The following is a 13565-nucleotide window of genomic DNA, read 5'->3' as shown; positions in this document are numbered from 1 at the left end:
TCTCGCCCCTGCGCTGTGACGCGGGGGCCTGACAGTGCTAGATTGGCAGCCACCATTTTGAATCGGCAGCGTTGTTAACCTCGTGTCGTTAACCCGCTGTCGTGAACCACAAGGACGGCAACCGTGGCCCAGCACTCTCCCTCTTTCTCCGCCCTCTCCCCCCTGCTGCAAGAACAGGCCGAGCGCCAATGGCAGCGGCTGATCGAACTGGCCCCCGACTATGGCTCGCTGCCCGAGCCCGTTCGCCAGACCCTGCTGACCCTGCTCGCCCTCTCCGATTTTGTCGCCGACTCTCTCTTCAAGCAGCCGGCGTTGCTGACCGAACTGCTCGCCTCCGGAGAACTGGATCAGGCCGAGCGCTGGCCCGCCTACCAGCGCGATCTGACCGCCCTGCTCGCCGAGGTGAGCGATGAAGAGGCGCTCAAGCGCATCCTGCGCCAGTTCCGCCGCAGCCGCATGCTGGTGATCGCCTGGCGCGAGCTGCTGGGCCATGCGGCGGTGGAAGAGAGCTTTATCCACCTCACCAAGCTCGCGGATGCCCTCATCTGCTCCGCTCGCGACTGGCTCTACGCCAAACAGTGTGGCGAGCTGGGCACCCCGATGGACGGCAATGGCAACCCGCAACCGCTGCTTATCCTCGGCATGGGCAAGCTGGGTGGTGGCGAGCTTAACTTCTCCTCGGATATCGACCTTATCTTCACCTTCCCCGAGAACGGCTACACGGTTGGCGGGCGACGCGAGCTGGCCAACCAGCAGTTCTTTATCAAGCTCGGTCAGCGCATCATCAACGCCCTCCACCAGCCCACGCAGGATGGTCAGGTGTTCCGGGTCGATATGCGACTGCGCCCCTTTGGCGACGCAGGGCCGCTCGCCATCTCCTTCGCCGCCATGGAGGATTACTACCAGCATCACGGTCGCAACTGGGAGCGCTACGCCATGGTCAAGGCGCGGGTACTGGGGCCCCAGTGCGAACACGCAGTGGAGCTGGCCGAGATGCTGCGCCCCTTCGTGTTTCGCCGCTATATCGACTTTGGCGTTATCGACGGCCTGCGCCAGATGAAGGCGATGATCGCCGCCGAGGTGCGCCGCAAGGGGCTGGAGGGCAACATCAAGCTGGGGGCTGGCGGCATTCGCGAAGTGGAGTTTATCGCCCAGGCGCTGCAACTTATTCGCGGCGGCCGTGAACCGGCACTGCGGGTGCGCCACCTGCCCCAGGCGCTGGCCGCCATCGCCCAATGTGGCGCCCTCGAATCTGCCCATTGCGACCGCTTGCTGACGGCCTATCGCTTCCTGCGCCGGGTCGAAAACATCCTGCAGGAGATCGGCGATCAACAGACCCAGACCCTGCCCACCGAGGAGCGGGATCGCCAACGGCTGATCGCAGCTCTGGGTTTTGCTGACTGGGACGCCTTTATGGCTCATCTGGACGAGGAGATGGCCGCCGTCCATCAGGAGTTCGCCGCCGTGGTGGGGGAAGAGAAGGAGGCCCCCGCCCATCTGGAGCAGCTCTGGCTCGATCTCTGGCGCACCGAGCTCGACGCCGCCGAGCTGGAAAAATTGCTGACTGCGCAGGGGGTGGCCGAGCCCGCCCCGCTCTGTGCCGCGCTGCTGCGTTTCAAGGAGGAGTACAAGCGCCGTCAGGTAGGGCCGCAGGGGCGCATCGCGCTGGACTGGCTGATGCCGGAGCTGCTGCGGCTGGTGGTCGCCAGCGAGCAACCCGCCCGCCTGTTCGAACGGGTCTGTGAGCTGCTGACCCGCATCTTCACCCGCAGCGCCTATTTGCAACTGCTGGCGGAGAACCCGGGCGCCCTGCGCCAGCTGGTGCGGCTGTGCGACGCCAGCCATCTGGTGAGCGAGCAACTGGCCCGCTATCCCATTCTGCTCGATGAGCTGCTCGATCCCCAGCACCTCTACCACCCCACCCCGCTCGATCAGTACAAGCCCCAGCTGCGCCAGTTTCTGCTGCGCATCCCGGAGGAGGACGTGGAGCAACAGATGGAGGCGTTGCGCCAGTTCAAGCAGGTGCAGCTGCTGCGCATCGTGGCAGCCGACATCGCTGGCGCCCTGCCGCTGATGAAGGTGAGCGACCACCTCACCTGGCTGGCGGAGGCGATCACCGAGGAGGTAGTCAATCAGGCCTGGGCCCAGATGAGCGAGCGCTACGGGGTGCCGCCCGAGGTGGCGCTGAGCGGCCAGCGCGGCTTTGCGGTGGTGGCCTATGGCAAGTTGGGTGGCATCGAGCTCGGCTACGGCTCGGATCTCGATCTGGTGTTCCTGCACGGCGGCGACCCCAACAGCTACACAGATGGCCGCAAACCCATCGACAGCCGCCAGTTCTATCTGCGTCTGGCGCAGCGGATCCTGCACCTGTTCAGCACCCGTACCCCCTCCGGGATCCTCTACGAGATCGACATGCGGCTGCGCCCCTCCGGCGACTCCGGCCTGCTGGTCTCGTCCCTCTCAGCCTACGAGCAGTATCAGCAAAACGAGGCGTGGACCTGGGAGCATCAGGCACTGGTGCGGGCCCGTCCCATCTATGGCGATGACGCCATCATTGCCGAATTTGCCCGCATCCGCCGCGATGTGCTGGCCAGGGAACGCGACCTGCCGACCCTGGCCCGCGAGGTGCGCGAGATGCGCCACAAGATGCGGGACCACCTGCTCAAGGCGGGGGCTGGCGAGTTCGATCTCAAGCAGTCCCCCGGCGGCATGGTGGATATCGAGTTCATCGCCCAGTATCTGGTGCTGGCCCACGCCTGCGGCGAGCCCGATGCCCTCACCCGCTGGTCCGATAACGTGCGCATCTTCGACGAGTGCGTGATGGCGGGGGTGCTGACGCTGGAGCAGGCGGAGGGGCTGAAGCAGGCCTATCTGGAGATCCGTAACCTCGGCCATCGCCTCAACCTTTCGGAGATCTCCCGCAAGGTGAGCGACGATCAGCTACAGAGTGAGCGCAGCCATGTACTCGCCGTCTGGCACAAGCTGCTGGGGGAGTGAGATAAACCACAGCAGGTTCAACGAGAAAGGGGCGCTTGGGCGCCCCTTTTTAATATAAATGTCAGCTACAAGCTCATATTTTCTTCATATAACACTCAATAGCGGTGAGCTGGATCCTGTTTCAGGCATACCAGCCTTGGAATCGTATGGCACTTTGCTGAATATACGTAGAGATAAACCGTCTCTATGACCTCACCTGATTTTGGCCAGATATGACGGGTGAATATCAACTCAACAATTCCAGTCCCAGCGCAGAGAGGAAACAATGGATTTTTCAGAGCAGCTACAGAGTCTAGCCAAAAAGATTGCTCAACAGTCATCGATGATCACCACAGAAGAAGCAACCAAAAACGCATTTGTCATGCCATTTCTCAATCGTGTACTTGGTTATGATGTGTTTGACCCTACGGAGGTGATTCCGGAATTCACCGCAGATACAGGCATCAAAAAAGGGGAAAAGGTTGACTACGCCATTCTCAAAGACGGCCAAGTGCAAATTCTGGTTGAGTGTAAAAAATACAGTGAAAAACTCTCGGCCAAGCACTCTGGTCAACTCTTTCGCTATTTTTCAGTTACCAATGCTCGAATCGGCATTCTTACCAATGGGGCACAATATGAGTTCTACACAGACCTTGATGCCCCAAACAAAATGGACGAAAAACCATTTTTGACGCTCGATCTGGAAGACATAGATGAACACATAGTGCCTGAGGTATTAAAACTAACCAAAACCTCTTTCGATGTTGATTCAGTTGTCGATGCAGCTGGCGAACTGAAGTACCTTAGCCAGATCAAAAAATTGCTAGCCGAACAATTTGGCTCACCGGAAGAAGACTTTGTTAAGTTTTTTGCATCCAGAATCTATGACGGTGTACTGACGGCAAAGGTCAAACAGTCCTTTACCGACATTACCAAGAAGGCACTTAGCCAATTTCTGAATGACAGCATCAATGCAAGATTGAAATCTGCGATTGGTGGCAGTGTCAACTCCTCAACTATCCAACCGGCATTTGATAGTAATCCATCAAGTGATAACAATAATGCCGAAGGCTGTAGTGAGGAAAAATCAAAGGTCGATACAACGATTGAAGAGATGGAAGGCTTTAATGTTGTCAAAGCAATTCTGAGACAGCGATTTGATGTAACAAGAATCGCGGCAAGAGATACCCAAAGTTATTTTGGTATTCTCCTCGACGATAATAATCGCAAGCCGTTATGCCGATTGCATTTCAATGCAAGGCAGAAATATATCGGTTTATTTGACGCTGACAAAAAAGAGACTAGGCATCCTATTTCCTCGATCGATGAAATTTTTACCTTTGCAGATCAGTTGCTGACCGCGACATCAGTCTATGAATAGTAGAAATTAGGAGGGGGGATAACCCCCCCTTCATCTCGCAATGAACATCCCCGTTTTACAACTCAAGCCGTGCTCCATCACCGTCTCCACCAGCATCTGGTTGAAACGCTGATAGGCCTCTTCCTCAAGAAGCCCCGGATAGCTCAACACCCGCAGCGCATGTCCTTGATAATCAGAATGATAGGGCGGGTGGAGATGGGCATAGTCGTTGAGACAAAAGCCCAGCCCCTGATAGAAGCGCAGACGGCGAATGGCAATCTCATCCTCTGGCGGATCGATCTCGAGAATGACGGTTTTGCCTGCCCGCTCGCAAAATTCGGCCAGCAGGCGGCTGCCGTAGTTGCGGCCGCGCAGCGCCGGATTGATGGCCAGATGCTCGATATAGATCTGCTCACCGCACGCCCACCAGAAGATGAAACCGAGCAGCAGGCCGTCCTGATAAAAGATTTGGCAGTGATAGCGAGGATCCCGCATCTTCTGGGGCTGATGCTGTGACTGGCGCTGCTCGTAGCGGGGAAAACTCTCGCCATAGATCTGCCAGACCAGCGGCCACGCCGGATGGTTTACCTCTCTAATCATCTCACTCTCAATCATCAGAACTACCTCTCGTTTATTTTGCAGAACGTTCATCTATACATGAAAAGTTCTTCAGCATCATCACCTGATGAAATAAAATACAAAACGCCAGATTAGCGGGCGCCATCCGGTTGCGAGACAAACTGCTGCTGGCTGCCATCGGGCAGCAGCGCCAGCACGCTTTGAGCGGCCAGTTTTATCCCCGCCTGCTCGGTGGCCGGGCCGAAGTTGGCTATCAGTCGAGTGCTATCGGCAAACTCGCTCTGCTGCACCACTCCTCGTTTGTCGAGCCAGCGAAAACCGGTGAGGGGCTGGTTGTAGAGCCGCTCATGCAGCGGGCGGAAGAAGGCATCGAGCCCCTTGAGGTAGGGAATGCGCGCACTGGCGCTATCCAGACTGAGGTTGAGTAGGGGCGGCACGTTGTAGAGCTGCTGCAACAGTTCGGTGACCTGACGACTCTCCCTGAATTTGAGGCTATCCATCGTCCAGTGGTGGGTGGTCACTATGCTGTCGTGAAAGACGCTCTGGAACAGCGGCAACCGCAGCGCCGGATCGAAGTAGAGCCCCTGATACCCGGGCTTGAGGCGGCTCTGGCGAAAGAAGAACGCGGGCTGATAGTCGGGATACCAGGCTCCCAGATAGTAGGGAGAGCGCTTGTTGCGGCGCATATCGGGATCCTGCCAACCAAAGCCGCTGGTCTGGGGGCCATGGGCAAAGGCCGCGGTGCGGTTGGCAACCGCGCCGCCCTCCTCGGAGCCCACCAGTAGACCCTGACTCCTGGCAATCCACGCCATCCCGGCCATCCGGTTTTGCGCATCCTGCGCCTGAGTAGTGGGCTTAGCCGGATCGAAGTCGTCAAACACCATGCCGGTCGCCGCCACATCGAGGAACCAGCTGTTGTAATGGCTCGCCTGCTGCAACCAGGGCACGCGCTGCTCCATCACTGGGCGCACACAGGCCTGATTGGTGTAGACGCCGCTGTTTTGAAAGCCGCTCTTGCGCCGTCCATTCTCCAGCATGATGCCGCAACGCAGGTAGATATCCTGCCCCATCTGGGCGGTGAGCCAGCTCTGCTGGCGATTCCCCTCCGGCAGCGCGGTATCGTAAGAGTCGTAAGGGGCGATGAGATAACCCGCCGCTTTGGCAAGTGCAATCCCCTCTGGCGCAGCAAAACCGGCAGTCCACTGGGGCAGCCCCAGCCAGAGTCTGGGTAGTCCAGCCTGCTTGAGAGCGGCGATCATCTTGGTCGAGCTGCCATCACCCCAACTCTGCGGCTCGTTGAGCGCTGCGCCCAGTTGCGTGGCCGCCAGCGTGCGCCGGGCTTTGAAATCGGCCGGTTGCTGACCCGGATGGCGCTGCGCCAGCGCCTGCTCCACTCCGGCCAGCACCAAATTTTGCAGATAGCGGTTGCGCTCAAGATCGGTCGCTTGCAGCGCCGTTTTGCTCTCCCCCTTGAGCCAGTCGGTGGGGATCAGGCGGCGCAGCGCGGGCCAACTCTTCACATCCTGTGGCACCAGCAGTCGCTCGCCCCAAAGGTAGAGGTGAGAGGCGCCGATCAGCCGCTTGCCATCCTTTACTGCCGCCAGCTTGCTCTCGAGCGAGACCAGCTCGCCCCGCTCCTGCAACCAGCTGCGATAGGCCTTGGCCGCCGCCAGCCAGTCGTTGCCCGGTTGCAACGACACTGCCACCTCATAGGGGTCAGCCAGATTGAGGCGATTGACGCTATGGGTCGCGGTGAGGGCAATGCCATCTTTCTTCGGAGCAAAGGTGAGCCGGTTGTTGAAAGGGTTGGCAAAGAGGATCGCCAGCTGCTGATCGCCGTGATCCAGCCCAACCACCGGCAGGGTCAGATTATCCGTGGTGTTGATCCCCTGATACTCCTGCGCCAGCGCCTTGCGCCACGCAGTGTGCGTAGCCGGAATGCGAAATCCCTCGTGGATCGGCAGTATCAGCGCCTGCGCACCTGCCGGTACCCGCGGCCACACCAGCTCGCCAGCACTCGCACGGCTCAGGGTGAGGATCAGACGGTTACCCTCGAGGCGAGCCAAGGCCCGCATCTCGCCATCGGCGCGGATCAGCCAGCTGGCACGCTCCCCCTCCTGCTGCAAGGCGGTGACCGGCTGACGCGGGCCGGGAGAAGAGATGAGAAGGTGCTTGCCCGATGGCAGCACAGCCTCGGCCGCCAGGGTGGCGGGATCCAGCTCAATGCGCCACTGATCGTTGGCAAGGGTCAGCGCCTCGGCAGGCAGGGAGAACAGCGGCGCCAACAGCAGCAGCGGGCGGATCCGGCTCGTTAGCACGGGAAGAAGAGTCATGGTCGGTGATTCCTGATAACACACGGGAATCGCCATTTCAGCAGATTGGCCGCCTGCGATTGTCAGGCCAATGTCAGGATTGCGTGCAACTGACCATCACGACGACCATTACTCAACCGGCCCAGCCTGACTGTGGCTTAGCTGCAACACCAGCTGGCCGCGCTGGCTGGTCTGCACCAGCGAAAGGGTACGCCAGCTGTCGGGCGTAGCGGTTGGCCAGTTCACCGGCTCATCGGGCGCAATCCGGTGCCACCAGAGCAGGGAGTATTGCGGGCGAGCCAGTACCGCCTGATCTAGCCAGAGCGGCGTGCAGGCCGCAGGATTGACGGGGAGATTGGCTACCGCCTGCGGCGAGCGGGAGAGCCAGTCCAGATCCTGCACCGCAGGCAGCGGCAACGCCACCTGCCAACGCAGGCCCGCCACCGTCAGCCGCAGCTGATAGAGCCCGGCTGGCAAAGGCGTCGGCAGATCGGCCCCCACGACCCGAACCCCTTTATTCTCTTCCGCCTCCCACTGGGCACCTGCCAGTCGGTCACGGCCAGCGGGATCGATAAGTTCAGCGGCGGTGATGGGCCCCTCGCCGGTCAGCTGCACCCGATAGTCCCGCAACAGTGGCGCATCGCGCTGGATTAGCTCAAGGCGCAGCTCGCTCACCCCATCAGGCAGAGTGAGCGGGAAATCCTTGCCGCAGTGCTGGGCACTCAGCGCGGCCAGCATCCCCTGCCAGCTACGGCGCTCGGCATCACTTGTGAGGGCGGGCCATGCCTGCTGCAAAGATTGCCAGGCGTGCCGGTTATCCCCCTGCAACAGCGCCAAGGTAGGCGGTTGCAGCGGGTCGGCGCGATCGGTGGCCAGACCCTCTGTTGCCATCACGCAGCTTGCATTCAGAAGGCCGCCGCTTAGAGCCAACAGCAGCCCAGCCAGCGTTGCACGCTTCACGCTGGCACCTCCAGCCGGTAGCCGATGCCGCGCACCGTCTCGATGGCCAGTCCGGGCAGCTTCTGGCGCAGTTGCAGAATATGGGTATCAACGGTGCGGGTGGAGGGAAACGCCTGATAGCCCCATACCCGGTTGAGGATCTCCTCCCGGCTCAGCACCCGCCCCGCCATCCGTACCAGCAGGGTGAGCAGGGCAAACTCGGTGGGGGTAAAGCTCACCTCCGCATCCTGCCAACTCGCCTGCATCCGGGCGGGATGAAGCTGCAAACCGCCCACCGCCTGAGTGCCATCCCCCAGCTGACGCAACTGGGCCCGGATCCGCGCCAGCAGCTCGTCGTGGGAGAAGGGTTTGGTCAGGTAGTCGCGCGCCCCCGCATCGAGCCCGGCCACCCGATCGCTCACCTCCACCCTTGCGGTGAGCACGATCACCGGCAACGCCTTGCGCGCCAGCCACTGGGGTAGCCAGTCGAGGGCATCCCCCTCCGGCATGGTGCGATCGAGCAGCACCAGATCCGCCGCCAGCCACTGCTGCTCCGCCGCAGCCAGGGTGTCGCACCAGAGGCAGCGATACCCCTCGCGGGTCAGATAGCGTTGCAGGTTCTCCGCCAGCAATGCCTCGTCTTCGACAAGCAGGATGGTCTTCATGATTCGGGGTCGCTCCAGAGTTGGCAGGGCAGCGTCAGGGTGAAGGTGGTGGGCGGGCCGGATAAGGCGAGGCGCCCGCCAAGACGGCGCAGCAGATGGCGCACGATGGCAAGCCCCAGCCCCAAACCCTCGCCACGGGCACCGCGGCGCAGCAGGGTAGCGAGCCGGTAATTTGGCAGCTCGCCGCCATCGCTGACTGCGAGGCTCAAGCGCCCCGCCTGCCAGCTGGCACAGATCCGAACCGGCGCACGACCATGCTGGCTGGCATTGCGCAGCAGGTTGTCGAGGGCGAGATCGAGCCAATAAAAGGGGAGCGCCAGAGTCATCTCCCGCTCAAGGCAGAAGGTGGCGTCATGCCGCTCGCAAGCCAGGGTGAGCCACTCAGCCAGACTGACAGCCACCCGCTCATCCTCGAAGGTCTCTGCCGCCAGATAGTGGCGACTGGCCTGCGCCAGCTGATGCAGGCGGGCGACACTGCCCAGCAGTTGCCCCACGCTCTGCTGGGCGGAAGAGGGCAGCCGGTCGAAATCGTGGCGCAGCTCCTCGCTGATGCCGGAGAGCGCCATGATGGGAGTGCGCAGCTCGTGGGTCAGCATCTGCAATGCGACGCGCCGCTCCCGCAGCAGTCGCCAGCGCTGCCAACTGGTCCACCCCAGCAACAGGATAAAGCCAAACGTGCTGGCCAGCGCCAGCCACTGCCAATGCAGCGTGGTGCGAGTATTGAAGCAAATCGCTCCGACTCGCTCTTCACAAGTACCAGCGGTACGGCTATCCAGCGTCACGCCAAGCCGCTCGGCCAGCGGCTGCCACTGCCCTGCGCCATAACGGCGCCACTGCCCATCGGCAAGCAGCCAGAGCTGACCCGATTGCAGCAGCCAGCGCTCCCCCCGCAGCAGGGCGTCGAGGTTGTCATCGCCGAGCTCGCCAAGCAGCCCCAACTGATCACGCCGCTCCCGCACATGGAGCAGAGCGTCGAGCCCGGCCGCCGAATGACCAGCCTGCCAGCGCGCCGCACTGGAGCCGCCCAGCGGATAGACGGGGTGTGCGGCAAACCAGCGGGTCGAGGGCACAGCCCCTTGACCGCAAAGCGCCTGCAGCAGTGGCAGCCACTCGGCAGGCAACTCATTCTCTGTCCCGCACTCCTGTTGATAGCGATAGATAGCCTGCAACTGGCGCAGCGGATAGCGCTGCCAGGCGGGATAGAGGGAGTCGGGAGCAATCAGGCGACGGTCGAGCCGCTGCACCTCGTCAATAGGCAGCGCCTGTTCTGGAGTCTGTCTGGCCAGCTCGCCAGCCAGGCGATCCGCCAGCGGCCCGGCCAGCACGGGATACGTCATGCCGTAGCAGATCAGGGTGCAGAGCAGCAGGATCAGGCGCATGGGTTCAACTCGAGATGACTCCGGATGAAGACACAGCAGGTCACTGCGCCATAAAAAATGTCAGCGCCATTTTTCAATGGCGCTGACATCCGGTCAACCGCTAACGGCATTGGCGCGGCTCCCGCCAGCCCATATGAACCGTCACCTATTGAACAGTCCTTTGAGCAGCTGGTCAGCCACCCCTTTGACGGCTTCATTGTCGGCCTTGTCCCCCAGCAGCTTCTTGAGGCCGCGTTCGGCCTCCTTGCGGGCCTTCTCCTCCAGCAATTTGTTGTTGCTGAGCAGTGCCTTCACGTCGAGCTGATAGCTGGGGGCTTGCCAGTGGCCGCCGATCCGCACCGGAATGGTGATCTCTTTGAGCTCATCCACATCCTTGCCTCCCTGCCCCTTGCTGCTCTCGACGATGGAGGTGAGGAACAGGAAGTCGAGGCTCTCCGGCACCAGCGCCGTCTGCCCCTCGCCCTTGACCCGCAAGGCCGGGGCAAAGAGCTGGATGTCGTTGCTGCGGGCGATGCCGTCGGCAATCTGGAAGCTGGCGGTCAGAGCGCTGAAGTCTGTCTTCCGTGCCTCTTTCACCTGCTCGGCCCCCTTGCCGGTGAGGGTGGCCCGCGCCTCGCGGATCATCTCCGCTAGGTTGATGCCATGCAGGGCGCCGTCGCTCAGCTTCAAGGTCACCTTGCCCTGCATTCCGTTGCGCAGTGTCAGAGGAGAGAGACCACGCCCCTGCACCTGCACATCGAGATCGCCCTTACCCTCCAGCAGATCGCTCTGGGCCAGAGTCTGCAGCAAGGGACGAATGTTCACTCCGGCCACCTGCTTGTGCACCTTGTAGGTGGCGGGTTGCTGGCGTGCGTCGAGAACCCCTTTCGCGCTTACCTGACCGCCCGCCACGGTCGCGCTGAACTGTTTGAGCGTCAGCAGTCCCTTGGCCAAAACCACCTGCAGATCGACAGCACCGAGATCCAGCCCTTTCAGACGCAGGCTGCCGAGTTGCAACCGACCATCCAGATCCAGTCCCTTGAGCGCGCCCAGATCCGGTTCAACCGCGGAGAGGGCTTGGCTCTTGCCGGTTACCGCTTTATTGTCACTTGCAGCGGCATTGGAAGCACCGGCTGCCGGTTTGTCCTCTTTCGCCTGCGCTGGTGTGGTCGGTACCGATTTGGCGAGCCATTTGTCGAGATCCAGCGTCTCCCCCTTGAGATCGAAGGTGATTGCCGGAACGGCACCAAGCTGCACGGTTCCATCACCACTCAGCAGCGCCTCATCGGCACTCATCACCAGCTTGCTCAGGGTAATCAACTGCTTGTCGAGCTCGGCACGGGCAAACCCGGCCAGTTTCAGCTTCATCTGCGGGCGTGGCAGCGCATCACCTTCCAGCGCTGCCGTCAGCAGCACATCGGAGAGCTCGGCCAGCTTCATCTCTTTATCGAGCCGTCCCTTGAGTGTTCCTTCCAGCGAGCCAGCCAGTGAAGCTTGCTGCCCCTCTACCTTGGCCCCTTTCAGCGCCAACGTGAGGTTGCTCCACTCACCCAGGGCCAATCGGTCTCCCTTGATGGAGAAACTGTCGAGTCGCAGGGACGGGTCACTCAGGCTGCCACTGAGGCTCAAGTCTTTCAGTTCACTCGCCATCACCTCCTGCGCCAGCTTGATCTGGGTCTGCCCTTTAACGTTGAAAGCGAGCTTGTCGGCACTCCCCTTGGCGGCCAGCGTCACGGGTACCCACTGACCGGTGGCCAGCTGCCCCATATCGAGATCGAGGCGATCCAGTCGCAGCGAGGTGCTGCTGCGATCATCCTGTACCAGCGCACTGGCCTTGGAGAGCGCGACACCCTGCAAGCTGATCTGCCAGGGCTTGCTATCAGCGGTTGGCGCAGGGGTTGCGGGGACGACCGGTTCGCTTGCATCAGCAGTGGCATCTTTGATCAGTCCGCTCAGATTGGAGCTGCCATCCGCCTTGGTCTGGATAAAGAGATGGGCGCCACTCAGCGTCACCTTGCCGATCTCCAGACGATGGGAGAGCAGCGGCAATAGGGCCACCGAGGCCTCGCCCTGTTCGAAACGAACCAGATCCGGCTCGGCAAAACCGGCCGGATTGCGCAGAGCCACCTTCTCAAGCGAGAGGCCGAGGCTCGGCCAGAAACGCCAGTCAATCTCCCCCGTCATCACCAGTTCCCGGCCCGTGCTCTTGCGCACCTGTTCAGCCAGTTGGGGCTTGAATTGATTGGGGTCGATGAGGCTTATCAACGTCACTATGGCCAGCAAGGCCGCCACGGCAATGCCGAGCAAGATGAGAACTATCTTCTTCACGATATGCTCCTTGAATCCTGATCCACTGCTGACTATACCACTCACCGTCTGACGAATGGCGTCTGCGGGACAAAAGCGGACAAGGATGAGACAGGGATGGTCGCTGCCAATCCCCATCGTCATCAGCAGGGATCAGGCTTGCAAAAGGGATTGCTGCAACCGCGCCATAGCTGTGCGCGTCGACTCGAAAGCAAAGCGGGGCAAGGGGATATCGCTGATCTTCAGCCACTGACAGGCGGCCACATCGTCAGCCGGCTGGATGACAGGTTTTTCACTCAGCCTGATGGCGAAAAAGGTGTCACAGGTGTGATAGGTGATGCCATCGTAGGGATAGATATTGGGAAAGGAACCGAGATAGGTAAAAGGTTGAGCGCTGACATCGAGTCCCAGCTCCTCCTGCAACTCGCGCACCAGCGCCCCCTCCAGCGACTCGCCGGGATCGACAAATCCGCCAGGCAGATCCAGCAACCCCTTGCCCGGATTGCGGGCACGCACCGCAACCAGCACCTCGTCCTGCCAGCAAAGCGCCACCATCACCGCCGTCGCCACATTCTGGAAAAAATGAAAACCGCAGCCACAGCGAAACTCTTTGGGGCTGACGCTCTGCAGGGTTTGACCGCCGCATTTTGGACAAAACATGGGCTATCTCCGACGAAATAAGGCGCTATTTTACGCTGCCATGGCTGTTTTTTTATGAGTAAAACCGACGGGGAAGACGAGGAATTCAAAGGGAGAGGAATAAAACGGGGCAATTATCAGGCGACTTACTGAATTGCAGGCAATAAAAAACCCCGCTCGATGAGCGGGGTTCCTTGTATTGGGTGCCTGGCAGTGTCCTACTCTCGCATGGCGAATGCCACACTACCATCGGCGCTACCGCGTTTCACTTCTGAGTTCGGCATGGGATCAGGTGGTTCCACGGCGCTATGGCCGCCAGGCAAATTCTTAATCTAGAAAGCTGACGTGAATAACGACTTGGCCAGTTTGCTTTGTCATTACCACTGAATTTGAGTAGTTCGTTCATTCGCTACAAGGCCAGAAACACTTC

Annotated in this window: 9 protein-coding genes and 1 rRNA gene; 2 read left to right on the top strand and 8 right to left on the bottom strand. The window is 60.7% G+C overall.

Going from position 1 to position 13565, the window contains the following annotated elements; all coding sequences use genetic code 11:
* Window positions 1–123 precede the first annotated feature (123 nt).
* A complete protein-coding gene (gene glnE / locus AB5Y71_RS05790) occupies window positions 124–2997 on the top strand; it encodes a bifunctional [glutamate--ammonia ligase]-adenylyl-L-tyrosine phosphorylase/[glutamate--ammonia-ligase] adenylyltransferase (protein WP_368171187.1) in 2874 nt (957 codons plus the stop codon).
* A 265-nt stretch (window positions 2998–3262) separates the two neighbouring features.
* Window positions 3263–4357, top strand: coding sequence for a type I restriction endonuclease (locus AB5Y71_RS05785; protein WP_021229484.1), 1095 nt, complete (start codon window positions 3263–3265; stop codon window positions 4355–4357).
* A gap of 30 nt (window positions 4358–4387) precedes the next feature.
* On the opposite strand, the gene AB5Y71_RS05780 is transcribed toward AB5Y71_RS05785, so the two are convergent.
* The 8 genes from AB5Y71_RS05780 to rrf form a co-directional block, all read right to left on the bottom strand.
* Window positions 4388–4951, bottom strand: a complete 564-nt coding sequence (locus AB5Y71_RS05780) for a GNAT family N-acetyltransferase (protein WP_368171186.1) — start codon at window positions 4949–4951, stop codon at window positions 4388–4390.
* A 95-nt stretch (window positions 4952–5046) separates the two neighbouring features.
* Window positions 5047–7248 carry a glycoside hydrolase gene (locus AB5Y71_RS05775; protein WP_368171185.1) on the bottom strand — a complete coding sequence of 734 codons (2202 nt, stop codon included), beginning with the start codon at window positions 7246–7248 and terminating at the stop codon, window positions 5047–5049.
* 108 nt (window positions 7249–7356) lie between these two features.
* Entirely contained in the window at window positions 7357–8187 is an 831-nt protein-coding gene (locus tag AB5Y71_RS05770; RefSeq protein WP_368171184.1) for a DUF2861 family protein, read from the bottom strand.
* Window positions 8184–8831, bottom strand: a complete 648-nt coding sequence (locus AB5Y71_RS05765) for a response regulator transcription factor (RefSeq protein WP_005335461.1) — start codon at window positions 8829–8831, stop codon at window positions 8184–8186. Before AB5Y71_RS05765 ends, AB5Y71_RS05770 begins: the two co-directional genes overlap by 4 nt.
* Complete coding sequence (locus AB5Y71_RS05760; protein WP_368171183.1) at window positions 8828–10210, bottom strand: DUF3404 domain-containing protein; 1383 nt, start codon at window positions 10208–10210, stop codon at window positions 8828–8830. Before AB5Y71_RS05760 ends, AB5Y71_RS05765 begins: the two co-directional genes overlap by 4 nt.
* 141 nt (window positions 10211–10351) lie before the next feature.
* Complete coding sequence (locus AB5Y71_RS05755; protein ID WP_368171182.1) at window positions 10352–12517, bottom strand: AsmA family protein; 2166 nt, start codon at window positions 12515–12517, stop codon at window positions 10352–10354.
* A 132-nt stretch (window positions 12518–12649) separates the two neighbouring features.
* Window positions 12650–13156, bottom strand: coding sequence for an NUDIX domain-containing protein (locus AB5Y71_RS05750; RefSeq protein WP_368171181.1), 507 nt, complete (start codon window positions 13154–13156; stop codon window positions 12650–12652).
* A gap of 184 nt (window positions 13157–13340) precedes the next feature.
* A 5S ribosomal RNA gene (gene rrf, locus AB5Y71_RS05745) occupies window positions 13341–13455 on the bottom strand.
* Window positions 13456–13565: the final 110 nt, after the last annotated feature.

The organism is Aeromonas sp. R9-2, from assembly GCF_040908025.1.
Classification (GTDB): domain Bacteria; phylum Pseudomonadota; class Gammaproteobacteria; order Enterobacterales; family Aeromonadaceae; genus Aeromonas; species Aeromonas veronii.
The sequence above is the reverse complement of the archived record's forward strand: the minus strand, read 5'-3'. Positions and strand labels throughout refer to the sequence as shown.